We start from the raw sequence: 22,875 nt of genomic DNA, 5'->3' as shown, positions 1-22,875 counted from the left end.
TTCTCTTCAGGTCGGACCGGGGTCGGCCGGCTCGGTGCGGTTGGCTGGGCGCGGTCGGAGCGGTGGGTGCGGTCGGCGCGGTGGGGTGTCGGGTCGGTGCTGTCGGGATCAGTGCCGGAGGAGGACGATCACGGCGCCCCAGATCGTCAGCAGCACGTTGCCGACGGCGTAGGGGATCGTGTAGCCGAGCGTGGGCACCTGGGACCGGGAGGCCTCGTTGATCGCGCCGATCGCCGCCGTGGTGGTCTGGCCGCCCGCGAGAACGCCCATCAGGACGGGGAACCTCAGCTTCTGCACGTGGTGGCCGAACAGGAAGCCGACGGCCAGCGGGACGACGGTGGCGACCGCTCCGAAGAGCAGCAGACCCCAGCCCGCCTGGGACAGGCCCGACGTGAAGCTCGGGCCCGCGTTGATGCCGACGACCGCGACGAACAGGCAGAGCCCGAGCGTGTCCATGAACCACTGCGCACCGGGCGGGACGTTGCCGTACGTCGGGTACTTGCCGCGGATCCAGCCGAAGACCAGGCCCATGATGAGCGCGCCGCCGGAGGTCGACAGCGAGATGGGGACGCCGCCGACGGTCAGCGCGGGGATTCCGATACAGCCGCCGAGGAAGACGCCGAGGCCCACCCAGATCATGTCGGTGGCGAACGAGGTCGGCACCGGTGTGCCGATGGCCGCGCCGGCCGGGTCGACGAGTCGCTTGGGGCCGGTCAGGACGAGGGTGTCACCGCGATCGATCCTGGTGGACAGGCGGTACGGGAACTCCGCGCCGGACCGGTAGATCTTCTCGATGTAGACGCCCACCATGAACGGCTCGCTCCGGAGCCGGGCCACCGTCCTGCCCAGCTGGGCCCTCTCGGAGGCGACCACATGGAGCGACTCGGTCCGGTAGCCGAGGAGTTCGACGTCGTCGGTCTCCCCGCCGATGTGGGTGCGGGGGTCGTAGTCGACGAGTGACGTCCGCAGGGCGCTCACGGCGATGACGTCGCAGTGGGCCAGGGCCCGCCCGACCAGGAAACCGACGGCGACGGTGAGGAAGACCAGGAGTTCCGGGTAGGGCTGGAAGACGTTGCGGTTGAGGAAGTCGATCACGGGGTCTCGCGTCTGTCAGTGGCCGAGGATCCCGACGAGTACCGGACCGGTCAGCGGGAGGAGGAAGTTGGAGAGTGCGTAGGTGACCGTGTAGCCGAGCATCGGTACCGACGACTGCGCCACCTGGGTGATGGCGGTGATCGCGGGGGTCGAGCACTGCTGGCCGGCGATGGCGCCCACCAGGAGCGGCTTCTCGATCTTGAGGAGTTTGCGGCCGACGACGAGGGAGAGGGTCGCGGGCACGAGGACCATCGCGATCCCCGCGAAGGGCAGCAGCGCTCCGTACTCCTTCAGCAGCGGCCACGCCTGCGGGCCGGACACCAGGCCGGTGCAGGCGATGAAGATCGCCAGCCCCATGTCCTTGATGGTGGTGGCGGCCTGCGGCGGAAACGCTCCGAAGGTCTGGCTGCGGGAGCGGAACCAGCCGAAGAGCAGCCCCGACACCAGGCAGCCGCCGCCGGTTCCGAGGGAGAGCGGAACGTCCCCGAAGGTGACCACGACCTGGCCGAGCAGCGAGCCCGCCGCGATGCCGAGCCCCAGATAGATGAAGTCGGTGGCGTCGTTCCTGACGACGGAGCCGATCCTCGCCACCAGCTTGCCGAGCCCCGCCCGTGCGCCCACCAGCGTGAGGACGTCCCCGCGGTGCAGCACGGTGTCGCCGTTGGCGGGCAGGTCCTGGTCGCCGCGGACCACGTCGCTGACGTAGACGCCGTCCCGGTAGAACTCCGGGTGGGTCCGCTGGAGTTCGTCGATGGTGCGGCCCTCGGTGGCCTTCTCGGTGACCGACACCTGCTGGGTCGCCAGCGGGGAGTCGAGACCTGGCACGCCCGGTGTCTCGGGCCCGATGAGCCGGCCCGCCGCGATCACGTTGGCCCGGCGGCCGACCAGCAGCACCAGGTCGGAGAGGGTCAGCTCCAGTTCGGGCGTGACGTCCAGGATCACGCTGCCGCGCTTGACGGCCTCCACGGTGATCCGCTCGGCGTGCCCGGCCTCCAGCTCCGCCACGGACCTGCCGTCGGCCGTGGTGACGAGGTAGGTGCGCCCCACCACACCGGGCATCGCCGGGCGCTCGTCCGCGTCCAGGCCGCCGGAGCGGCGCGTGCGCTCCCACAGCTCCCGCGAGGCGTCCCGCAGATTGACGCGCATCAGGATCGGCATGATCTGGCTCGTGTAGAGCACGACGGTGATCAGGCCGAACAGGTAGCAGACCGTGTAGGCGGTGGCGACGTTGCCCTGGTACTCGCTGATCTGGGCCGCCGTCAGGTTCGACAGCTCGCCGATGGCCTCGGTGGCCGTGCCCACGACCGCGGACTCGGTGGCGGCGCCGGCCAGGATGCCCGACGCCGTGCCGACGTCGAGGTCGAACCACTCGGCGAGGCCGAGGGCGATGCCGAGCACGCAGACCAGCTCGATCCCGCACAGCACGAAGAACCGCAGGCTCCCGCGGTTGAGGTTCCGGAAGAACTGCGGCCCGGCCAGGTAGCCGAGGGCGAAGATGAACAGGGCGAAGAAGACGGTCTTCACGTCGTCGGAGACCTGGGCCTTGGTCCAGGCGCCGAACAGCAGGGAGACGATCAGGGTTCCGCAGATGCCGCCCAGGGTGAGCGGCCCGACCCGTAGTTTCCCCACGAGGTAGCCGAGCGCGAGGCTCGCGAACAGGACCAGTTCGGGGTTGTCCTTGAACACGCCCATGCCGGCTCAGCCGGTCTCTGTGCCGGGCTTGTACCTGAATCGGTGCATATCGGAAATATAGTGCGCACGCTGTGGCGTCGGCGGCGGGCGCGCGGACCGCGGGTCGAACCCTGCTCGGCCATGTCGTCGCCCGGGGGCGACGACACCCCGCTTCCGGCGGAGTTGACCTGCTCGTGGCGCACGCCGCCTCGGGACCCCGTGAACGGCGTCCCGCTCCTCCTCGGGACAATCGGCGGGCAAGGGTCGCGGTGAGCGGTTCCGCAGGCCCCCGGGCCCGCGTGGCACCCGTGGCGTGAACCGGAGTCGGCGCGGCCGGTGTCGGACGGTGGAGTGGGAGAGGCGGGGGCGGCGTGGAGTGGAACCGCAGGGCGAAGGGCGCGGCGGTCGCGGCGGTTGTGCTGGTCGTGGGTGGTGTGACCTGGGGGGTCGTCGGGCAGCCGGAGGATCCGCTGCGCGGCAGTTGCCGTGGGTCACTGGCGGTGGATGAGGCGAGCGGGTTCTACGGGGGCGCGGAATTGGAGTCCCGGGGGCACACGGCTGAGTGGGTCGGCCAGGAGGTCGAGTACTGCTCGGTATGGGCGCGGGACGAGGAGGACGGCGCCGTCCTCCGGTTGCAGATACGTCCTTCCGCCGCCCACCGGGCCGCCGGGGCGGCGGACGAGGCCGCCGCCGCGCCGGTCGGGTACGGCTGGAACGGGTCCTTCATCGTCCGGGGACGGCCCGAGGCGGCGGTCCTGGTGGACTGCGCGCCGCTGGCCGGCAAGGGGCTCCTCGTGCTCGCCGAGGCCACGGAGGACGCCGAGGAGCTCAGCCGCGCCCAGGTCCTCGGTGTCGCGCGCCTCGCCACGGAGACGGCCCGGCGGGCAGCCGAACGATTCGGCTGCGAGGGGACGTTGGGGCGGCGGCCCGACACGGTCGACACGACGCGGGCCACGGAGCGTCCGGCCGCCGAGGCGCGGGAGACCTGCCGCGGTGTCGTCGGCCCCCGCAGCGCCGAGGTCCTCGGCATCGCGACCGTGCACGAGTACCCTGCCGGCGCCCTGACCGAGGAGTGCGACGTGCACCTGCGGGACCACCGCATGCGCGTCAACGCGTACTACGGGCCCTCCGCGATGCAGGAGACGTATCTCGACAAGCGCTACCCCGGAAGCGTCGACGGTATCGTCACCCGCTCCCGCACCTGCCCCGGCGCGCTCGGTGCGGCGTACTTCAAGGCCACACCGCCCCAACTCCCCGACGGCAGCCCCGCGCCGCTCACCGGCCCGGAGCGGGAAGCCGTGAACCAGATCCTCGCGTCCTTCGCCGAGGCGTCCGGGGACCGGCACGGCTGCGCCGAAGGCTGAGGGGCGCGGGGGTGGGTGTGGTGCCGTCCGCCGCGAGGAGGCGGGCCGGTGCGTCGTCGTCAGTCACAGGCGCCACCGGCCCGCCTCCTCGCGGCGTCGGCCACAGGTGCCACCGGCCCGGTCCGCTCGGCGTCGGCTGACGGGAAGGTGGCGTGACCGGCCGCCCGTCCGTTCCCGGAGACGCCGACGCTCCTGTGGGGCCGTCGGCGACGGTCACACAGGACCTGGTCGCGGCCCGGGGGCCCGCGCCGCTAGCTTGTCGGGATGAGGGAGCTTGCCGTGACCGGCCGGGCGGACGGTCCGATCAGCCTGGAGGCCGCGGACGCGCTGTGGGCCGGTCTGACCGCCGGTGGTGACGTCCCGACGGTTTCCGGGGCGTGCACCCGGCCGCCCGCGCGTGCCCGGACGGGGTATGTCCTGCTCGGGAGCCGGGTGGTGACGACGGTCGCGGTGGACGGCGGGCTGTGGGGCGCTCCGGAGCGTGAGGTGCGGCTGGCGGCCGCGGAACTGAACGCGGTGGGGATGGACCGGCGGGACCTGGTGCGCGTCGGTCCGTTCCGTGAGGCTCCTGAGCCGGAGCGCGACGGCGGGACAGCGCTGCGCTGGCGGCGGCGCGTCGCGGAGGAGCTGCGTGAGCCGGGCGGTCCCCGGGACGGGGCCGACCGGACCGGCCATCTGGCGGGTGTCGACTGGCGGCAGGTGCTCGTGGAGCGCGTCCGTGACGGGTCCCGTACGTGGTGGCTGCCGCGCACGGTCGTGAGGCTGCTCGACGCGGCCGAGCACGCCGAGGCCCGGTGGCTGCGAGCCGCGCGGCCCGGTGGGCCGGGGGCAGCCGTGGCCGGGCCGCCCGCCGCCGCCCGGCGGTGGGCGTCGGCGCGGAGCAGCGCACCGCCCACCGCGCCGGCACCTGGAGTGGCCGAGGACCGGCGGGTGGCACCCGGAGTGGCCGAGGACCGGCGGGTGTCGGCGCGGAGCAGCGGACCGCCCACCGCGCCGGCACCTGGAGTGGCCGAGAACCGGCGGGCGGCACCCGGGGTGGCCGAGAACCGGCGGGTGTCGGCGCGGAGCAGCGCACCGCCCACCGCGCCGGCACCCGGAGTGGCCGAGGACCGGCGGGCGGCGGGCCCCGAGGGGCCCGATGCCGCGCCGCGCCCCTACGGGAGGGAATTCGAGGGCCGGCTGTACTCGGTGCTCAGCAGGAAGCCCGGTATCTCCCGGAAGGTCGGCGAGTGGCTCTGCGCCGTCTGCCGGGAAGCACCCGCCACCGTCCTCGACCACTGCCACGAGCACGGCTATGTGCGCGCCCCCGTCTGCCAGTCCTGCAACACCCGGGAGCGCCCCGACCACCTGTACGCCGACGACGTCCGCGTGGCGAACCGCTACACGCGCCTCTTCGGGACCGGCGCCGGGGACTGGCTCCGCCACTGGCACCGTTGCACCGGCTGCCGCGCTCGCACCGTGCTGCCGTTGCCGCACCTCGCCGCGTGGACCGCCTTCATAGCCTGCCGGTCACTGCGCCCGACCCATCGGGCCTCGCGCGGACGCGAGCCCTGCGGAGATCTGCGCGTGTCCTGGACGGGCAGTCAGAAAACGCCCCGTACCTGCCTGTTCACCGTCTCGGTCGACTTCTGCCCCGCCGGTGAGCACCGTGTGCTGGCGCGGGTGCCCTACCGTGAGGCCGCCGACCGGTTCCGCGGCTGGCTGGCCGAGACGGCCCCGGCCGTCGCCGCCGCGGCAGGCCCCGACCGGGTGGACGACCTCCCCGAACGGCCCCGGCCGGTCGTGGCGGACCCCGGCGGCGAGGGCATGGGACTGTTCTGATCCGGAGCCCGTGCCGTGTTCGGCGGCGGGGCGGGGCCGCGGGCCTTCGGTGACCCCGACCGCCCCGACACGCCGTTCGATCGGCGGCTCCTGGGCGCGGTGTCCGGCACGCGTCCCGGTCCGTGTACGCGGGGGCTGCGTACGCGGTGTTCGATGGACGGTACGCATCACGTGGCGTGACGATGAACCGGAGCAGCCGGCGGTTCGGCAGCACGGGCACGGGAGGTGGCCGCAGGTGGCCTACGAACACACAGGCGGTGACGGGGACGGTGTCGCAGGACCGACGTCGGGTCCCGGGGCGGCGGGCACCGGTGCCCAGCCCGAGGTCTCGGACAGTCTGCGCACCTTCGGCGCGGTCGTCCAGGCGTTACGCGAGCACGCGGGGCTGAGCCGCGAGGAGTTCGGCACCCTGATCAGGTACTCCAAGCACACCGTCGCCTCGGTCGAACTGGGCCGGCGCATGCCGGACAGCGACTTCGTGGACCGCGCGGAAGAGTTCCTCGGCAACACGGGGGCGCTGCGCAGGGCCGCCCCGCACCTCTCGCGGCAGGCGGGGCTGGCCAGTTGGTTCCGGCAGTGGGCGCGGCTGGAGGCGCAGGCGGTGACGCTGTGGACGTACGAGTGCCGGGTCGTGCCCGGCCTGCTCCAGACGGAGGCGTACGCGCGGGCGGTGACCGAGAGTGTGCCGCCGGTCAAGGACGAGCAGCAGGTCGCCGAACAGGTCGCGGCCCGGCTGGAGCGTCAGCGGCTCTTCGACCGCAGGCCGCCGATCGCCTTCAGCTTCATCGTCGAGCAGGCCCTCCTCGAGCGCGGCACGGGCGGTCCCGCGGTGACGCGGGGAGTGCTGGACCGCCTCCTGGAACGCTCGTCGCAGTTCAACGTCGAGTTGCAGATCATGCCGCGGCATCAGCCCGATCACGCGGGATTCGACGGGCCGTTGAGGCTCCTGGAATCCCCTAACCACAAGTGGTCCGGCTACGCGGAAGGCCAGCGCGGCGGAATGCTGATCACGGACCCGAAGGAGGTCAGCATCATGCTCCAGCGGTATGCGAGACTGCGTTCGCAGGCCCTCACCCCCGAGGACTCCAGGCGCCTGCTGAGGCAACTTCGAGGAGCGCCATGAGCAGCACCGACGAACGGGTCTGGTTCAAGAGCAGCCACAGCGGTTCCGACGGAGACGACTGTGTCGAGGTGGCCCGGGGCGCGCGGGCGGTCCACGTCCGGGACTCCAAGGACCGGCAGAGCCCCGAACTCGCCCTGTCCGCCGCCTCGTGGGCCGACTTCGTCGCCTACGCCGCGCGGGTCTGACCCCGGATCCTGGTTCCCGCGGCGAGAGGGACCGTCTCACGCGCGTCCGGGCCCCGCGTGGTGACGGTCCGCGGCGTCAGCCGGTGAGCCCGTTCACCCGGTGAGGCCGTTCACCCGGTACTGCATCACCCGGTAGTCCTGGTCGCCGTACCACTGGCTGACGGTCAGATGGAGGTCGTCGAAGGCCGAGCCGGGGACGACGAAACCCCCGTACGGACTCGCCACCGCGTTGCCGGTCTCCCGTCCGGGCACCGTGGGGACGATCATGGTCTGTTCCGGTGCGGTGAAGAGGTTCGAGGTCGGCAGGGCGAAGATCTGGGCCCGGATGTCCAGCGGGCTCATGTTCAGCCAGCTGAGCAGGTATCCGCCGCCCATCGCACGGAAGCAGATCTCGCCCCACCGGCGGGCGCGGGTCACCGACGTCGGCGGGTTGCCCCAGGCCCAGCGGCCGCCCGCGTAGCCCCAGGGCTGGTAGGCCGCGGGGTCTCCCAGCGCGTGCTGGGGCACCCGGTGGAGGAGCAGGCCGGAGGTCGTCTCCCGGTTGAAGGCGGTCGACAGGACGTAGCACCAGCCGTCGTCCGCGACCGCGTAGGTCTTCTGCTGGAACTGTCCGCCGTGCAGGTCGCCCGGCCACTGGCAGAGGTAGTGCCATGTCGCGCCGTTGTCGTCGGACCGCCAGAAGTCGGTGTGGTGGGTCCGGTGGATCACCCCGCGCATCAGGTGCATGTACATCGTCGTCCCGACGGTGAACACGTCGGAGGGGAGGGCGGTCGTACCGCCCGTGTGGCCCTCCGGGACCAGGCCGACGGCGCGCGAGCCGCCCACGGCGCCGTCGACGAGGAGCGCTTCCGGTGCCGCGTTCGAGGAGCGCAGCCCCACGGGCGAGCGCCAGTCGGGGCCGCCGACTCCGCCGCCGTCGAAGGTGTCGCCGCAGACGAGGAGCATCGACCCGTCGGGGCAGCGCGCCGGGATGCCCAGGTCGGTCCACGGCGCGGCGAACCGCCCCGTCTGCGCGGGCCCGGTGAGGTCGCGCACCTTCGTGCCGGTGATGCGCGGAGCCGCGCCCGCGCGGGGGGCGGCGAGACCCAGGCCCGCCAGCGGGAGCCCGCCGGCGGCGGTGCGCAGCAGCGTCCGGCGGCTCGGACCGGTGCCGGCGGGGGACGGGGCGGACCCGGTCCCCGGGCGGGCGGGGCGGCGCGGTGACGGTGGCTGCATGACGGGCTCCCGGTGCGTGGACGGAGGGCGAGAGGTCAGGCCTTGCGGAGACGGGCGACGATCCCGTCCAGATCCCGGCGGAAGAGGTCGGGGCGGACGAAGTGCCCGCCCGGGACCTCGTGCCACTCGTGCGGTATCCCGGCGGAGCCGAGCACGGACCGGAACTCCCGCTGCCCCGCCAGGACCTGTGTCTCGTTGACGGTGTCGAACCAGTTGACCGGGTCCGGGCTGGTGCCCGCCACCAGGAACACCCGCTTGTGCCGGTAACTCTCCACACGCTGCACCGGATTGTCCGCGCTGACGCGCGCCTCGTCCCACAGCGGTGCGCCGTAGACCGTGCCCCCGCCCAGTTCGACGGCCGCCGAGGAGAGGTTGGCCCAGTGGACGACGAGACCGCCGTCGCGGCGCAGGCTGGCCGGGCCGGAGTGCGAGCTGACCGAGGCGAAGTGGCCGTAGTACTTGGCCGCGTACTTCAGCGCGCCGAAGCCGCCCATCGAGAAGCCCGAGACGGCCCGGCCGTCGTACTCCGCGTACGTGCGGAAGTTGGCGTCGATCCACGGCAGCAGTTGCGCGATGTGGAAGGTCTCCCAGTTGCGGGGACCGACGTTGGAGCCGACCGGGTTGGAGTACCAGCCCGCGTGGCCCCCGTCCGGCATCACGACGATGAGCGGCTTGCCCGCCGTCCACGCGCGGATGCCCATCCGGTCGAAGGTGATGAAGTCCTGGTCGGTGCCGCCGCCGTGGAACAGGTACAGGACCGGGTACCGGCGGCCCGAGGTGTGGTAGCCGTCCGGCAGCAGCACGTTGACCCCGGGGTTCCAGCCGATGGCCGAGGTGGCGAAGCGGTAGTAGCGCATCCGGGGATCGGCCTCGCCCCGGTCCACGATGCGCAGGCCGAATCCGTCGCCGACGGCGTGGGCGGCGGCGGCCGACGCCAGGACGCCTCCCGCGCCGAGGGCGGTCGCCGCGGTGAGTCCGGCAGCGGCCCTCATGACGTTCCTGCGGGTGGGGTGGTGGGTGCTCAACGTGACCTCCGGCGAGGAAGGGGGCGGGGTGTCCGGGTGACGCGCCGGCGGCGGGGTGGCGTTTCGCCTGTGCATCGGGGCTCCTGTGGGAAGAGGCCTCGTGGAAGGGGGCGCCTCGGGGCCGCGCCCCCACCGGACGCGGTGGTGTCAGACAGCGTGTGGGCCCGCCGGAAGGGGGTGCAAGTCCTGTAAGTCCAGGCTTACGGGCCGCCTCCGGCGGCCGGTTCGGCTCCGGGACCCCGGTGCTCGGCGGACAGCAGGGCGCGTCCTTCGGCCGTCACGAGGTGGAACGCCCGGCCTGCGGTGCGGACCGTGGTGACGAGGCCGGCGGCGCGCAGCACGTTCATGTGCTGGCTCACCGCGGGGTGCGTCACCTGGAGCATGCGGGCGGCCTCCACGGTGGAGCAGCCGTTCCGCGCGGCCCGCAGCAGCTCCGCGCGGGTCCGGCCGATGAGGAGCCCGAGACGGTCCTGCGCGTGCGCCTCCCGTGACGGAGAGGCCCAGCCGTCCGTGTGGCGGATCGGGTGGACCAGGACGGGTGGCAGCGCCCCGTCCGCCAGTGTGGTGGGAGCGGGCCAGCAGAAGAACGACGGCTGGAGCACGAGCCCGCGCCCCGCCAGACGCAGGTGCTGATCGACCGGGCAGGCCACCTCCAGGACGGGCGGGCGCCAGCGGGCGTGCGGGCCGAGGCTCGCGAGGAGTCCCTCGGTGCCGCCGTCCATCAGGCTCCGCAGCCGGTGGGCCCGGTCCGCCTCGACACCGGCCCGGACGTGCCGCCAGTGCGGGACGAGCACCTCCGCCTGGTAGGAGGCGACGGCGTTCCCGAGCCGTGCCAGGACCTCCCTGTCCCCTTCCGCGAGCGCACGGGTCCAGCCCGGCAGCCGCCTGGAGCGCGCGAGCAGCGTCAGCTCCGTGCGCAGCCTGGTGAGCGGTGTTCCGAGCAGGGCGTCCACGGCTGCCTGGAGGGTGCCGTGGTCCCCGGAGGCCGGTGTGAGGAAGTCCGGCGAGTAGCCGTACGGAGGCAGCAGCGGGGAGAGCAGCCGCCGGCTCTCCGGCGGCCTCGACCGCACCCACCGGCGCCAGTCGCCGAACACCCGTTCGCCGTCCCTGCGTTGCAGCGTCTGCACGCTGTTGGTGATCTCCCACAGGAAGTCCGGTCCCTTGGCCACCCTGACACGCGTCATGTCCTCGGGCGTGAAGTGGATCCGCAGCATGGGCGCTCCGTCGGAGGGCGGGGGCGGTGGGCGGTGCGGCGGGGGAGCGCGTGGCGAAGCGGTCCCCCGGGGCTCCCGGTGGGCGGAGGGAGAGGCGGGGCGCCGGTCAAGCACCGGGGCGCCAGTCAAGCACCGGGGCGGTGGCGGCGCCAGAGTGCGTCGAGGCGCCAGGTGTCTCCAACCGCCTCTGGATCAGGGCTGGTTGTCGCGCCCCGCGGTGGCCCGTGTGCGGGCCGCGTAGGCGCGGGACTTGCTGCGGTTGCCGCACACCTTCATCGAGCACCAGCGGCGGCTGCGGTTCTTCGACACGTCCCAGAACACCCAGCCGCAGGTGTGCTCCGCGCACCGCTTGAGGCGTGCGGCGTCCCCCGTGGTCGTCAGCTCGCTCCAGGCGATGGCGAGACGGGCCAGGGGCTCCCGCGCGGCGGGCAGGCCGGGCGCCGGAGTCAGCCTCCCGTCGGCGGTGACCTGGACGGGGTGCTCGGCGAGCACCGCGTCCGCGGCGGTCAGCAGGGCTTCGTCGGGGGTGTCGCCGACGTGCGCGCCGAGCCGCTCGCGGATGCCCGCACGCAGGGCCAGGTACGCCCGGTGCGCGGTGTCCGGCAGGGGATCCGGCGTGTCCCGGAGCCCCCGGTCGTGCAGCCAGGAGGCGAGTGCCTGGGCGGTGGCGATCTCGTCGCTCGCCTCCTCCACGTCGACCGTGTTGGCGAACGCCTCCACCAGCGCCGCCGCGGAGGGCTGTTCGAGCATGCGTCCCGTCCTCGGGTCGGTTGGTCGGTGGCCGAATCCATCCACCAGTCTACCGGCTATCCGTTTAGCCGGTTGCGGCGGGAGGGTGCGTCATGCCACGCTCGTCTCACCGGTCAACGGGATAGACGGTTAGTGGGGGCGGGGATGGCGACAGCGACGCGGGGCGCAGGGGCGGCAGGGGCGGCGCCGGAGCGGCCCCCCGCGCGGCGCAACACCGCCGTGCTCGTCGCCTTCACCGCCGCCACCAATCTCGCCGACGGCGTGCTGAAGATGGCCCTTCCGATGCTCGCCGCCGAGCTGACCGATTCCCCCGCCAGGGTCGCGGCCGTCTCGCTGACCCTCACCGCGCCCTGGCTGCTGATCGCCCTGCACGTGGGCGTCCTCGTGGACCGCCTGGACCGGCGCCGCCTGCTGTGGGCCGCGAACGCCCTGCGGCTCGCCGCGGTCGGCTGGCTCGCCGCCGCGGCGGCCGGCGGCGGCCTCTCGCTGCCCCAGCTGCTGCTCGCCGGCGCGGTCCTCGGCGTGGCCGACGTGATCGCCGGCACGGCGGGCCCCGCCCTCGTACCCGCCGCAGTGCCGAGGGAGGCCCGGGGCCGCGTCAACGCCTGGATGTCCGGGGCCGAGACGGTCTGCCAGGAGTTCGCGGGACCGTTCGCCGGGGGCCTGCTGATGGCCGCCGGCACGGGTCTGGCGCTGGGCGCCACCTGGATCGCGTACGCCGTTGCCGCCCTCGCCCTGCCGTTCCTCGCGGGCCGCTTCCGCGCCGAGCGCGGCACCGCCGCCCCCGCCTCCGTCAACGCCCGCATCGCCGAAGGACTCCGTTTCCTGTGGCGGCACCACCTGCTGCGCACGATGTCGCTCGTCCTGACCGCGCTGTGCGCGGTCTGGGGCGGCTGGCTCGCGCTGATCCCGCTGTACGCGAAGCAGGAGATGGGGCTCGACGCCGGCGAGTACGGACTGGTGCTCAGCGCCCTCGGCGTCGGCGGGCTCACCGGTGCCCTCGCCGTCACCGCGGTGAACCGGCTCCTCGGCGTCCGCTGGGCGATGTTCGCCGACCTCCTCGGCACGGCGGCGATGGCCGCCCTGCCGGCCCTGACCACGCAGACCTGGGCCGTGGCCGCCGGCGCCTTCCTCGGCGGGATGGGCGGCACGCTGTGGACGGTCAACTCCCGCACCATCGGGCAGCGTCTGGTCCCCGACGGACTGCTCGGCCGGTTCGGCGCGGCGTCCCGCCTGTTCGGCTGGGGGGCGATGCCGCTGGGCGCGGGACTGGCTGGCGTGATCGGCGAACTCGTCTCCCCACGGGCCGCGTTCGTGGTGCTCGCGCTGCTCGCGGCCGCGACCGTCGTCCCGTTCCTGCGCACCGTCACACCGGCCGCGCTCCGGGCGGAGGGGTGAGCGGGGGCGAGGTGCCCCGGGCGAACGGCCCTCGCTCAGCCCGTGCGCGTCGTGTCGACCGTGTACGTCTCCTGCCGTGTGCAGCCGGCCCTGCTCGGTCTGCTCACGGCGGCGCTCCTCCCGGGCTCCGGTGCGGCTGTGCGCCGGGGGGCGCGCGTGGTCATGGCGGGCAGGACTGCACCACCGTCAAGGACCGGATCCGGGTGACCGGGATCCGCTGCGGAGCGCCGGATCCGCCGGCCGGGCGGACGGTCAGGACGGCCCCGGTACCGGTCAGTTCGCCGCAGCGGACCGCACCGGGGGTGACGACGAGGACGCGGGGGTTCGGTCCGTTGGCGGGCGCCGGGGACTCGCGGGGGAGCCACCAGGACGTCAGCGTCATGGTGACGATCAGCGGCACGGAGACCAGCAGCGCGATGCGTGCTCTGCGGATGTCCCGCCAGCCGCGCGCCGCCACGGCCGCCTTGTAGGCGGCGAGGCCGCCGTGGGCGGCGCGCACCCGGTCGCGGTCGGCGGGGCCCGAACCCCCTGCCGCGGCGGCACGCGAGGCGGCCCACAGACCGCACAGTGCCACGACGAATCCGATTCCCAGACCGGCGGTCAGGACGGCGCGCCATTCGGGGCGCAGGTCGGCCATCCTGCCGGGCCCGCCCAGCATCAGTCCGGCGGCCATCACCGTCACCAGCAGCCCCAGTCCGGTGCGCCACTGCTCTGCGCTGGACTGTGCCCGGGCCAGGGACTCCTCCGTGTACTGCCGCCAGGCCCTGTCCTCGGCGAGTTCGCGCTCGCTCGGGGGAGCGGCCGGCCTCCGGTAGCGCTCCGCTGGCGTCATGCGAGGTCGTCCCGGAACACCTCGACGGCGAAGGTGATGCCGCAGCCGGTCTTCACGTCCGCGGGCCGGTTCTCGTGACCGAGCTCGCAGTTGCAGGTCACCAGGACACGGGTGAAGAGATCCGGCGTGCCCGCCGTGCCGTCGCCGAGGACACCCTTCTCGCCGGCGGCGGTCAGGATCTCCTCGCCGGATATCTCTCCCAGGCACCGGGGGCAGAATCCGCTGACGACCACCCGGGTGATCCCCGCGGAATGCTCCACGGCCACCGTGAGCCCGGGGTCGTCCGCGGTGCACATGTCGAAGGCGGTGTCGGTCCACCGGTAGGCCAGGGGCTCGTCGAGCTCGTAGGCGAGTGCCTGGTGCGGGCGGGTGGTCATGGCCGGCCTCCGGTGGGTCGGTGGGTGCCGATGGGGACGAGGGGGGCCCAGTCGAGCACCGGAAGCGAGCGGTACTCGCGGCGGCTGAGGAAGCGGCGCGTGGCCCGGTGCACCGCCGCCGCCATGCCGTGCTCGGGCAGCGCGTTCAGCACCATCTCCACGTACCGGGTCGCGGGCGCGGAATCGCCCAGTTCCCCCACGGTGGCCAGTACCTCGTCGGAGCCTCCGGCCAGCGCCAGGGTCGCGATGCTGATCGGGTCGCCGGGCGCACGGCCCGGGGAGGTGCTGCCCCAGCAGGCGATCAGGGCCAGTCGCCGGGGCGGGCGACGGCCGAGCAGGTCGGTGGGCAGCAGCCAGGTGTCCCGGTCGAGTTCGAGGTAGTGACGGGTCTCGGGGCGGGGCCTGCCGTGCCCGGTCAGCACCATGAGCGTGCGCCCCTCGCAGACCGCGTCGCGGGCCTCGGCCGCCGAGGTGAGCCGCCGGGGGTTCCACCGGTGGTCCCGGAACAGCTCCATGGGGTGGTGCTTCACGAGCGGGCTGCGCCACACGTCGACGTCGACGGGGACGCGCGGGCCGTCCGTGGCGCCCTCGCGTGTGGCCAGTTGCCGCTGGATGGTCAGCGAGGGGCAGACCACGAAGTGCGACACCTCGCCGAGAAGCCGGCCGTCCGGCAGCGGCAGGGCGCCCCACGGCACCCGCCAGAGCTCGCCGGCCGGGAGGATCAGCAGGTCGTGCGGGCCGGCCCCGAGGAGGGCCGTGGTGAGCGGCGCCGGGAGCAGGGGGGCGGACAGCGGTCGTAGGTCCTCGGCCGTCAGCGCCTGGCGTTCGGCCGCCCGATCACCGGACCGCAGGACGGACAGCAGGTCCAGGGCGGGCGGCGTCAGCCGGAAGCTGCCCAGGGCGGCCTTGCCTCCCGGGGGCTTCCACAGCCAGCGCACCAGCTCCTCCTCCACCGGGTCGAGGAGGAGCTGGAGGGCGTGGCATCCGTCGGGCAGCGCCCCCAGCAGGGCGCCGCCCTCGTCGGCCGGGGGGAGGTACACCGCGGCGAGCAGGTCGTCGAGGGACTTGTCCGCCGGGGCCCCGGTGTCCTGCCGGGTGTCGAACGCGCCCAGCCGGCGGATGCGGCTCTCACGGCGCGTGCCGTCGGCGTCCGGCCCTGCGGCGCGCCGGTGGGCCAGCAGTCCGCGGTCCGCTCCGGCGAGCAGTTCCCGCAGCCGGTCCGGTGCCTCGCCGGCCGGCGCGGCACTGCTCGCCTCCAGCAGTCCCGCCAGCCGGCGGCCGGCCAGGAAGTCGGCCACCACGGCGAAGGTCTCGGGGGAGCGGTGCTGCTCGGCCGCGGACAGCGCTCCGCCGTAGATGCCGCGGAAGCGTCGCCGGTACTCCTCCTGGAAGCGGTCCTCCTGGTGGTCGGCGCGGTAGTGCTCGACCTCCACGACGGCTTCGCGCCAGGTACGTAACGCCTCGTCCGCGGAGCCGCACTTCTCCTGTGCCTCGGCCAGCTTGCCGAAGGCGTTGGACATGCCGAGCAGGTCGCCGAGGTCCCGGTACTCCCGCAGGGACCGGGTGAACAGCGCGACCGCCCCGGGCCAGTCGCCCAGCCCGCGTGCCGTGCGGCCCAGGTCGTGCACGGCGTGGGCGCGCGCCCGCGACAGGCCGGCGGACGTGGCGAGTTCGAGAGCCCTGCCGTGCTCGTCGCCCGCCTCCGCGAAGCGGCGTTCGTCCAGCAGGAGGTCACCGCGCAGCGAGTGCAGATTGGCCAGGCCCGTCGGGTTGCCGTCCTGCCGGAAGGCGGCCAGCGCCAGGTCGAGCCATTCCCAGGCCTCGGCGTGCCTGCCCCGGCGGTGCAGCCAGCCGGCCAGCCGCTGGGCCGCGTTGCCCTGGCCGTGCGCCGAGTGGACGGAGACGAACGTGGCGTAGGCGTCCTTGCCGTGCCGCTCCATGCGGTCCAGCTGGCCGAGCCGCTCCGCGCACTCGGCCGCGCCGAGCTGGGCGTTGCCCTGGAACACCGGGTCGTCGAGGGCCCCGGCGATGGAGGCCGCCTCCTGGAACTGGTCCAGAGCGAGTTCGGCGGAGTGGTGCCACAGGGTCATGTACGCCCAGTGGACCAGCGTCTGCGCCCGTCCGAAGCGGTAGCGCGACGCGTCGGCCGCGGCCGACGCCCGTGCGAAGTGCTCGGCCGCGGACTCGATGTCGTTCCGCTCCATGGCGACCTTGCCGAGCCCGAGGTGGGCGTGGACGGCGGCCACACGCGGCCGGTCGGGGGGCGCCTCGGCCAGAAGGGCGCGGAAGGCGTCCCGCGCGACGGTGAGCGCGCCGGACCGCACCGCGTTGTCGCCCTCGGTCTCCAGCCGCAGCTGCCGCGCCCAGCTCTCCGGCGTGAGCCCCGGGTTCCACGGCCCCGCGGGGGCCTGGGGGTCCAGCAGCATGCGGTAGCGGCTGCGCAGCGCGATGGGGCCGGGAATGCCGAGCCCTTCGACCATCGCCCGCCGCCGCTCGGCGTCGGGTGACTGCCAGGCGGACAGCAGCACCGCGCAGGCCGGGTGCTCGGCGATGTCGGTGACGTAGGAATCCCCCATCGGTCCCCCCTGGTTCCCGCTTCCCCGTGGCCGAAGATATCCGGCTGTGGCCGGTGATGTCAGCAGAAGGAGTCATCTCACTCCTTCTGGCTGCTTTCCCGTCCGCGCGGCGTGATCCGGAACCAAGGTCGCGGCCGGGGATCCGGAACCAAGGTCGCGGCCGGGGATCCGGAACCAAGGCCGCCGCCGGGGATCCGGAACGAAGGTCGCGGCCGGGATCGGTCCGGCGGCCGATGCCGGCGCCGGGAGCGGCGGTGAGCATGGGCGTCGTGCGTTCGAGCCGAGGAGGAGCCGTGCGGGTGGAACAGGTGGACTGGGTCGAGGTGCCGGCCGGGTTGCTGCGGCGGGGCACGCCCGTCGAGGAGGTGGCGGCGGTGGCGCGGCGCTATCGCGACACCGGGGTGCCGGTGGAGTGGTACCGGAAGGAGGCCCCGCGCGCGGAGATCCACGTCCCGGCGTTCCGGATCGCGCGGACGCAGGTGACGGTCGGTCAGTGGGAGCCCTTCGCGGCGGCCACCGGCCGACCGGCGGGACGGGGGCCGGCGGACCACCCGGTGGTCGGGGTCGGCTGGGAGGCGGCGGCGGACTACTGCCGGTGGCTGGGGGAGCGGCTCGGCCTCGGGGTGCGGCTGCCGACGGAGGACGAGTGGGAGCGTGCCGCACGGGGTGACGACGGGCGGGAGTTCCCCTGGGGCGAGGAGTACCGCACCGGCCTGGCCAATCTGGTGGACCTCGGGATCGGGACCACCACGCCGGTCGGTTCGTTCCCCGGGGGCGCCAGCCCTTTCGGGGTGCTGGACATGGCGGGCAACGCCGACGAGTGGACCTCCACCGTGTACGCCCCCTACCCGGGTGCGCCCGCCGGGGTGCCGGACACGGAGGACTGGGCCTTCGACCGGCACATCACCCGGGGCGGCGCGTTCCGCCACGACCGGGACCTGGCCCGGTGCGCGCGGCGGCACGGCGCCTACGAGGCGGACCTCGCGGCGATCGGCGTCGGCTTCCGGACGGCGGCACCGGCCGTCCGCGAGTGACCCGTTCGTGCGGGTGAGGCTCGGCAACAGCGGGCTGTGGCGGCCGGGTTGTTGGCTAGGGTGGCCGGTGGAGACTGATTCCTCCGCCTATGACCGGGGCGGGGGCACACGCCGGCGCGTTCGGGGCGGCCCGTCCGCGGCCCGCGCGGCGCGGACATCACGGGGGGCTCGGCGATGGGGAGTCGGTGGCGTGGCGGGGACGGCGGGCGGGTGACGGGCGCGGTGCCGGCCCGGTGGCTCGGACTGGTGGCGGGCCTCGCCGCGTTCGTGGTGCTGGGGCTCGGTGTCCTGTACGCCGGGGAGGGCGGGCCCGGCGGGCCCGACGCGTGGGTGCAGGGCGGGGTGGACGGGGCCGGTGCGCCGTGGCGGCAGGTGGCGCTGGGGGTCGACTTCCTCGGCGAGCCCGTCGGGGCCGCGGCCCTGGTGGCGGCGCTGGTGACGGGGTGTCTGGTGCGGCGGCGCCCGTGGGCCGCGGTGCTCGTCGTGGTGGGCCCCGGGGCGGCCGTGGTGGTCACGAAGGTGCTCAAGCCGCTGGCGGGACGCACCATCCACGACGGGCATCTGTCCTACCCGAGCGGGCACACCGCGTTCCTCACCGCGCTCGCCTTCGTGGTGGTGCTGCTCGCGGCGGCCGGACCGGTGGCCGTGCTCGGCGCGGCGCTGGGCGCCGGGGCCGTGATGGGCTGGGCGCAGGTCGCGCTGGGGGCGCACTATCCGACCGATGCGGTCGGTGGCTGCTGCACCGCGCTGGCGGTGGTGCCGGTGGCCGCGTGGCTGGTCGGCAGGGTGGCCGGCCGAAGGCCCGGCCGGGGCGGACCGACCGGCTCCCCGGCCGGTGGCGAACGGCCGGCCGGGGAGCCGGCCGACCGCGGGGCCTGACGTCGGCAGAGTGGTCGGACGGCCTCGGAGCGGCCGGGCCGGACAGGGCGGACCCCCGGCTCCCCGGCGGGGGGTGACCGGCCGACCACGGGATCTGGCGTCCTCGGAGCGACCCGCCGGGGGAGGGGACGGGACGTCAGGCGCGGGCGCGGAAGACCGGCTTCACCGGTCGCCCGCCCAGCCAGGGCCCGGGGCCGCCCGCGTCGAGTGCCTTGCGGTACACGGCGCACGCCTGCGCCACCACGTCCACGGTGCGGTCGATGTCGGCGTCGTCGAGGGCGCCGCTGACCACGAACGACGGGGCCAGCACCCCGCCCGCGAGGAGCCGGCGGAGGAAGAGGGTGCGGTACTCCTGGGACGGCCGGCCCTCCTCGTCGAGGGTGGCGAAGACCAGGTTGCTGGCCCGGCCCCGGACGATGAGGTGGTCGGCGACGCCCATGCCGGCCGCGGCCTCGCGGACCCCGGCGGCCAGCCGTTCGCCGAGGGCGTGCAGCCGGGCGGTGACGCCCTCCTCGGTGTAGGTGCTCTGCACGGCCATCGCGGCCGCGAGGGAGTGGGTCTCCGCCCCGTGGGTGGTGGAGAGGAGGAAGACCCGCTCGCCCCCGTGGCGCAGCCCGCCGCGTTCCATCAGGTCGCGGCGCCCGGCCAGCGCGGAGACGGCGAAGCCGTTGCCCAGCGCCTTGCCGAAGGTGGAGAGGTCGGGGACCACGCCGTACAGGCCCTGCGCGCCCGCCTCGGACCAGCGGAAGCCGGTGATCATCTCGTCGAAGACCAGGACGCAGCCGTGCCGGTCGGCCAGCGCGCGCAGTCCGGCGAGGTAGCCGGGCGGCGGTTCGGTGTGGGTGGCCGGTTCGAGGATCAGGCAGGCGACCTCGCCCTCGTACCGGGTGAGCAGCGCCTCCGTGGCGGCCAGGTCGCCGTAGGGGAACGCCACGGTCAGCTCGTTGACGGCGTCCGGGACGCCGGCGGACATCGGCGTGGTGCCGATGAACCAGTCGTCGGTGGAGAAGAACGGGTGGTCGGCGCAGAGGGCCACCCGCGGGCGCCCGGTGGCGACGCGGGCGAGGCGCACCGCCGCGGTGGTGGCGTCGGAGCCGTTCTTCGCGAACTTCACCATCTCGGCGGTCGGCACGGTGGCCAGGAACCGTTCCGCGGCGTCGGCCTCCACGACGGACGGGCGGACGAAGTTGCTGCCGCGGTCGAGTTCGCGCCGCACCGCCTCGACCACCCGGGGGTGGGCGTGGCCGAGGCTGACCGACCGCAGGCCGGAGCCGTACTCGATGTAGCGGTTGCCGTCGACGTCCCACACGTGGGCGCCGCGGCCGTGGCTGATGACCGGGGCCAGGTCCTCGGGGTACTGGTCGTCGCCCTTGGCGTAGGTGTGCGCGCCCCCGGGGATCAGGGCGTGCAGCCGCTCGTTGGCCGCCCGGGACCGGGGGAGGGCGAACTCGGCTTCGCCCGACGGGTGTTCGCTGGTCACGGCGGCGTCCACCGGGCGTCCGGTGGTCACGGCCGCTTCCACCGGGCGTCCGGTGGTCACCGCGGCCTCCGCGGGGTGTTCGGTGGTCACGGCGGCCTCAGCTCTCCCGGTGCTTCAGGAACTCGGCGAGGCTCGGCGCCTCGCGGTCCCGTTCGGACACGGAGGTGACCGGCAGCGGCCACGGGATGGCGAGATCCGGGTCGTCGAAGGCGATCGTCACGTCCTCGGACGGGTCGTGCGGGCGGTCGATCCGGTACGAGGTGTCGGCGGTCGCGGTCAGCGCCTGGAACCCGTGGGCGCACCCCGCCGGGATGTACAGCGTCGCCTGGGTCTCGCCGGACAGCTCGACGCAGGCCCGGCCGAGGTAGGTCGGCGAGTCGGCCCGCAGGTCCACGGCGACGTCGAAGACCCGCCCGTACGAGCAGCGCACCAGCTTGGCCTCGCCGGCGCCGGAGCGCAGGTGCAGGCCGCGCAGGACGCCCCGGACGGAGCGGGACATGCTGTCCTGGACGAAGGCCTCCGGGTCGAGGCCCACCGAGCGGATCACCTCGGCGTCGAAGGTGCGGCAGAAGAAGCCGCGTTCGTCGGTGTGCGGCGTCGGTTCGAAGAGGTATGCGCCGGCGATGGCCGGGACGGCGGTCGCTTTCATGGTGCCTTCCGCGGGGTGGGTGTGTGGGCGGGGGTGTGGGTGCGGGCGGGGGCGGCCGGTGGGAAGAGGGCCGACGTCAGGGCGGCGAACTGCTCCGTCAGGCTCCGCGCGACCGCCAGGTTCTGTTCGGCGAGGGTGTGCCGCAGCCGGTCCGCGTGCCGCTCCAGCTCCCGGAACTGCTCCAGCAGCCGGTCGGCGTCGACCTCGCGTGCCGGGTGGCGGTAGGCGTCGAGGCCCATCCGGGCCATCAGGGCGTCGCTCTTCGCCGCGTAGCTGAGGGCGAGCGTCGGGGTGCCGGACTTCAGCGCGCAGACCAGGTTGTGGTACCTGGTCGCCACCACGGCGCCGGCCGCCGCCGTCTCCTTCATCAGGTCCCCGAGCGAGGCCGTCTCGGCGGCGGTGACCAGCGGCGAGTCCACCGCGTCGAGGATCGCCCCGACCACCGCGTCGTCGCACGCGTCGCCGGTGAGCAGCCGGACCCGCCGGCCGTCCTCGGCGAGGGCGCGGACGAAGCGGGTCGTCCCGTCGAGGTAGCGCCGGTGGATCTCCCCGGCCCGCGCGCGGTCGTCGTCGCCGCCGTGGAAGTCCATGACGCCGACGCAGACGGGGCCCGGCGGGCCCCCGGGGGCCGTGCCCGCCGCCGGCGCGGGCAGGGCGAAGGCGAGATCCGGGTGGACGGCGTCGCGGGAGGTGTCCACGCCCATGGCCCGGATCGCGTCGCGGGACTGGTCGTCCCGGTACGACCGGTAGGCGGCCAGCCGCGCGGACCAGCGCACCAGGGCCCGGGTCGGGCGGGCGGCGATCGGGGCGGCGCCGACGCCGACCAGCGCCACCCTGGTGCCGAACAGCCGGCCGCTCGCGCAGAGCAGGAACAGCGCGTACGGGAAGCCCCACGGCCGCAGCGGCAGGGTGGCCTCCAGGACGCCCATGCCCGGCACGATCACCACGTCGTGCCGGCGCACCCAGGCCGCGGTGCGGAACGCGTCGACGAGCTTGCCCGCCCCCTTCGCGGCGATCGCCCGCGCCCGGGACGCCGTCCGGTACTCCCCGCGGTACCAGTGCAGCCGGGTGGCGGGGATGCCGTACCGGGCCGTGACGATCTCGGGCCCGCCGCACAGCGCGTCCACGGCCGCCCCGGGGTGCTCGGCGCGGAGCCAGCCGAGCACGGCCTCCAGCGATCCGTCGTTGCCGAGGTTGCCGGACCCGAGCAGGCCGAACACCCCGACGCGGACGGCCGTCACGCCCGCCTCCCCTCGCGTCCGGCGACGAGCGCGTCGACGGAGACGGTGAGCCGGTCCGGGTCCACGGGGGCCCGGTCCTCGACCCGTTCGCCGGCGCCCGGCCGGACCCGGCTGGTCATCCACGCGGCCAGATGGCGGCGGCACTCCCGCCGGTCGGCGGGGGAGAGCGGTGCCCGCCGGATCGCCGAGGCGAAGCCCCAGACGTACTCGGCGAGCAGCCGGGGCGTCGGGTGCAGCGGGCCCGCCCGGCGCGGGTCCAGGTTGACGCACCGGGAGCGCTTGGACGGGTTCGCCCGCTCGGCGCGGGTGGGGTGGTCGCGGCGGAAGTACAGCAGCTCCGGCACCTGGTGGAAGGGCCCGTGCAGGGTGATCTCGGCGACGAAGGTCCGGTCGGCGTGGTGGTAGCTGTCGTGCGGTTTCACCCGGCGCAGCACATCGGCCCGCATCACCCCGTAGAAGTCGTCGCCGCCCGGCTCGAACAGCAGGCTGCGGAAGCGTTCGGGCGCGTGCGGGGAGTCGGTGGCGAGCCCGTACTCGTACGGCACCTTCACCCGGCCGTCGCCGTCGATGACGGCCTGGCCGGAGTGGGCGAGGATCATCTCCGGCCGTTCGTCCAGCGCCTCGACGCAGCGCCGCAGCAGGTCCCTTGCGTACAGGTCGTCGTGCGAGGCCCACTTGAACAGTTCGCCGCGGCACTCGGTGAAGACATGGTTGTGGTTGGGGGCGGCGCCGATGTTCCGGGGCAGCCGGATGTAGCGGATCCGCGCGTCCCGCGCGGCGTACCGGCGGCAGATGTCCTCGGTGCCGTCGGTGGACGCGTTGTCGGAGACGACCAGTTCGAAGTCCTCGAAGGTCTGGCCGAGCAGGGCGTCGAAGGATTCGGCCAGGTACTCCTCGCCGTTGTACACGGGCAGGCCGATGCTCAGCCTGGGGCGGTCGGTCATGG

The 22,875-nt window shown here is 74.4% G+C and carries 19 protein-coding genes and 1 pseudogene; 7 read left to right on the top strand and 13 right to left on the bottom strand.

Annotated elements, in window-relative coordinates; translation table 11 throughout:
• Positions 1–108: 108 nt before the first annotated feature.
• Together JE024_RS09090 and aspT are read right to left on the bottom strand one after the other, a co-directional pair.
• A pseudogene (locus JE024_RS09090) lies at positions 109–990 on the bottom strand (aspartate-alanine antiporter-like transporter); the annotation flags it as partial.
• 120 nt (positions 991–1,110) lie between these two features.
• The gene (gene aspT / locus JE024_RS09085) at positions 1,111–2,787 is read right to left on the bottom strand and encodes an aspartate-alanine antiporter (RefSeq protein WP_205373096.1); all 1,677 of its coding nucleotides are present in this window, start codon (positions 2,785–2,787) and stop codon (positions 1,111–1,113) included.
• Positions 2,788–3,137: 350 nt separating this feature from the next.
• Between aspT and JE024_RS09080 the strand changes: the two genes are divergently transcribed.
• From JE024_RS09080 to JE024_RS09065, 4 genes are all read left to right on the top strand, one after another.
• A complete protein-coding gene (locus JE024_RS09080; protein WP_205373095.1) occupies positions 3,138–4,130 on the top strand; it encodes a hypothetical protein in 993 nt (330 codons plus the stop codon).
• A 264-nt stretch (positions 4,131–4,394) separates the two neighbouring features.
• Complete coding sequence (locus JE024_RS09075; protein ID WP_244882719.1) at positions 4,395–5,951, top strand: endonuclease domain-containing protein; 1,557 nt, start codon at positions 4,395–4,397, stop codon at positions 5,949–5,951.
• 235 nt (positions 5,952–6,186) lie between these two features.
• Positions 6,187–7,074: a helix-turn-helix domain-containing protein gene (locus JE024_RS09070; RefSeq protein WP_205373094.1), complete on the top strand. Its 888-nt coding sequence runs from the start codon at positions 6,187–6,189 to the stop codon at positions 7,072–7,074.
• Positions 7,071–7,259 carry a DUF397 domain-containing protein gene (locus tag JE024_RS09065; protein WP_205373093.1) on the top strand — a complete coding sequence of 63 codons (189 nt, stop codon included), beginning with the start codon at positions 7,071–7,073 and terminating at the stop codon, positions 7,257–7,259. The genes JE024_RS09070 and JE024_RS09065 overlap by 4 nt, the downstream gene beginning before the upstream one ends.
• 93 nt (positions 7,260–7,352) lie before the next feature.
• On the opposite strand, the gene JE024_RS09060 is transcribed toward JE024_RS09065, so the two are convergent.
• The 4 genes from JE024_RS09060 to JE024_RS09045 all read right to left on the bottom strand — a co-directional run bounded on the left by JE024_RS09060 (position 7,353) and on the right by JE024_RS09045 (position 11,463).
• Entirely contained in the window at positions 7,353–8,474 is a 1,122-nt protein-coding gene (locus JE024_RS09060) for a DUF4185 domain-containing protein (RefSeq protein WP_205373092.1), read from the bottom strand.
• A 35-nt stretch (positions 8,475–8,509) separates the two neighbouring features.
• Complete coding sequence (locus tag JE024_RS09055) at positions 8,510–9,499, bottom strand: alpha/beta hydrolase (RefSeq protein ID WP_205373091.1); 990 nt, start codon at positions 9,497–9,499, stop codon at positions 8,510–8,512.
• A 200-nt stretch (positions 9,500–9,699) separates the two neighbouring features.
• Positions 9,700–10,713, bottom strand: coding sequence for an ArsR/SmtB family transcription factor (locus JE024_RS09050; RefSeq protein ID WP_205373090.1), 1,014 nt, complete (start codon positions 10,711–10,713; stop codon positions 9,700–9,702).
• Positions 10,714–10,905: 192 nt separating this feature from the next.
• On the bottom strand, positions 10,906–11,463 hold the full coding sequence (locus tag JE024_RS09045) for a CGNR zinc finger domain-containing protein (protein ID WP_205373089.1): 558 nt from the start codon (positions 11,461–11,463) through the stop codon (positions 10,906–10,908).
• 144 nt (positions 11,464–11,607) lie between these two features.
• Here JE024_RS09045 and JE024_RS09040 point away from each other — a divergent pair, with 144 nt between their 5' ends.
• Positions 11,608–12,861, top strand: coding sequence for an MFS transporter (locus JE024_RS09040; protein WP_205373088.1), 1,254 nt, complete (start codon positions 11,608–11,610; stop codon positions 12,859–12,861).
• 160 nt (positions 12,862–13,021) lie between these two features.
• Here JE024_RS09040 and JE024_RS09035 read toward each other — a convergent pair whose 3' ends face one another.
• Genes JE024_RS09035 through JE024_RS09025 form a run of 3 tightly spaced genes read right to left on the bottom strand, consistent with a single transcriptional unit; the run spans position 13,022 to position 16,646 of the window.
• A complete protein-coding gene (locus JE024_RS09035; RefSeq protein ID WP_205373087.1) occupies positions 13,022–13,693 on the bottom strand; it encodes a hypothetical protein in 672 nt (223 codons plus the stop codon).
• On the bottom strand, positions 13,690–14,070 hold the full coding sequence (locus JE024_RS09030; RefSeq protein WP_205373086.1) for a hypothetical protein: 381 nt from the start codon (positions 14,068–14,070) through the stop codon (positions 13,690–13,692). Before JE024_RS09030 ends, JE024_RS09035 begins: the two co-directional genes overlap by 4 nt.
• Positions 14,067–16,646 carry a CHAT domain-containing protein gene (locus JE024_RS09025; RefSeq protein WP_205373085.1) on the bottom strand — a complete coding sequence of 860 codons (2,580 nt, stop codon included), beginning with the start codon at positions 16,644–16,646 and terminating at the stop codon, positions 14,067–14,069. The genes JE024_RS09030 and JE024_RS09025 overlap by 4 nt, the downstream gene beginning before the upstream one ends.
• Before the next feature lie 260 nt (positions 16,647–16,906).
• On the opposite strand from JE024_RS09025, the gene JE024_RS09020 reads away from it, so the two are divergent.
• Both JE024_RS09020 and JE024_RS09015 read left to right on the top strand, forming a co-directional pair.
• The gene (locus tag JE024_RS09020; RefSeq protein ID WP_205376460.1) at positions 16,907–17,680 is read left to right on the top strand and encodes a formylglycine-generating enzyme family protein; all 774 of its coding nucleotides are present in this window, start codon (positions 16,907–16,909) and stop codon (positions 17,678–17,680) included.
• A gap of 174 nt (positions 17,681–17,854) precedes the next feature.
• Positions 17,855–18,559: a phosphatase PAP2 family protein gene (locus JE024_RS09015; protein ID WP_205373084.1), complete on the top strand. Its 705-nt coding sequence runs from the start codon at positions 17,855–17,857 to the stop codon at positions 18,557–18,559.
• Positions 18,560–18,695: 136 nt separating this feature from the next.
• Here JE024_RS09015 and JE024_RS09010 read toward each other — a convergent pair whose 3' ends face one another.
• The 4 genes from JE024_RS09010 to JE024_RS08995 all read right to left on the bottom strand — a co-directional run bounded on the left by JE024_RS09010 (position 18,696) and on the right by JE024_RS08995 (position 22,873).
• Positions 18,696–20,039 carry a glutamate-1-semialdehyde 2,1-aminomutase gene (locus JE024_RS09010; protein WP_205376459.1) on the bottom strand — a complete coding sequence of 448 codons (1,344 nt, stop codon included), beginning with the start codon at positions 20,037–20,039 and terminating at the stop codon, positions 18,696–18,698.
• 97 nt (positions 20,040–20,136) lie between these two features.
• Positions 20,137–20,688 carry a dTDP-4-dehydrorhamnose 3,5-epimerase gene (rfbC, locus tag JE024_RS09005; RefSeq protein ID WP_205373083.1) on the bottom strand — a complete coding sequence of 184 codons (552 nt, stop codon included), beginning with the start codon at positions 20,686–20,688 and terminating at the stop codon, positions 20,137–20,139.
• A complete protein-coding gene (locus JE024_RS09000) occupies positions 20,685–21,929 on the bottom strand; it encodes a polysaccharide pyruvyl transferase family protein (RefSeq protein ID WP_205373082.1) in 1,245 nt (414 codons plus the stop codon). The genes rfbC and JE024_RS09000 overlap by 4 nt, the downstream gene beginning before the upstream one ends.
• Positions 21,926–22,873: a glycosyltransferase family 2 protein gene (locus tag JE024_RS08995; RefSeq protein WP_205373081.1), complete on the bottom strand. Its 948-nt coding sequence runs from the start codon at positions 22,871–22,873 to the stop codon at positions 21,926–21,928. Before JE024_RS08995 ends, JE024_RS09000 begins: the two co-directional genes overlap by 4 nt.
• Between the last annotated feature and the right edge of the window lie 2 nt (positions 22,874–22,875).

The organism is Streptomyces zhihengii (assembly GCF_016919245.1).
GTDB lineage: Bacteria > Actinomycetota > Actinomycetes > Streptomycetales > Streptomycetaceae > Streptomyces > Streptomyces zhihengii.
This window is presented reverse-complemented; position numbering and strand designations above follow the sequence as displayed.

Bases quoted from the DNA above. Each gene is read 5' to 3' on its own strand.
- aspT (WP_205373096.1), bottom strand. From the start codon at position 2,787: ATGGGCGTGTTCAAGGACAACCCCGAACTGGTCCTGTTCGCGAGCCTC.
- JE024_RS09075 (WP_244882719.1), top strand. From the start codon at position 4,395: ATGAGGGAGCTTGCCGTGACCGGCCGGGCGGACGGTCCGATCAGCCTG.
- JE024_RS09065 (WP_205373093.1), top strand. From the start codon at position 7,071: ATGAGCAGCACCGACGAACGGGTCTGGTTCAAGAGCAGCCACAGCGGT.
- JE024_RS09060 (WP_205373092.1), bottom strand. From the start codon at position 8,474: ATGCAGCCACCGTCACCGCGCCGCCCCGCCCGCCCGGGGACCGGGTCC.
- JE024_RS09050 (WP_205373090.1), bottom strand. From the start codon at position 10,713: ATGCTGCGGATCCACTTCACGCCCGAGGACATGACGCGTGTCAGGGTG.
- JE024_RS09045 (WP_205373089.1), bottom strand. From the start codon at position 11,463: ATGCTCGAACAGCCCTCCGCGGCGGCGCTGGTGGAGGCGTTCGCCAAC.
- JE024_RS09040 (WP_205373088.1), top strand. From the start codon at position 11,608: ATGGCGACAGCGACGCGGGGCGCAGGGGCGGCAGGGGCGGCGCCGGAG.
- JE024_RS09035 (WP_205373087.1), bottom strand. From the start codon at position 13,693: ATGACGCCAGCGGAGCGCTACCGGAGGCCGGCCGCTCCCCCGAGCGAG.
- JE024_RS09030 (WP_205373086.1), bottom strand. From the start codon at position 14,070: ATGACCACCCGCCCGCACCAGGCACTCGCCTACGAGCTCGACGAGCCC.
- JE024_RS09025 (WP_205373085.1), bottom strand. From the start codon at position 16,646: ATGGGGGATTCCTACGTCACCGACATCGCCGAGCACCCGGCCTGCGCG.
- JE024_RS09020 (WP_205376460.1), top strand. From the start codon at position 16,907: ATGGGCGTCGTGCGTTCGAGCCGAGGAGGAGCCGTGCGGGTGGAACAG.
- JE024_RS09015 (WP_205373084.1), top strand. From the start codon at position 17,855: ATGGGGAGTCGGTGGCGTGGCGGGGACGGCGGGCGGGTGACGGGCGCG.
- rfbC (WP_205373083.1), bottom strand. From the start codon at position 20,688: ATGAAAGCGACCGCCGTCCCGGCCATCGCCGGCGCATACCTCTTCGAA.
- JE024_RS08995 (WP_205373081.1), bottom strand. From the start codon at position 22,873: ATGACCGACCGCCCCAGGCTGAGCATCGGCCTGCCCGTGTACAACGGC.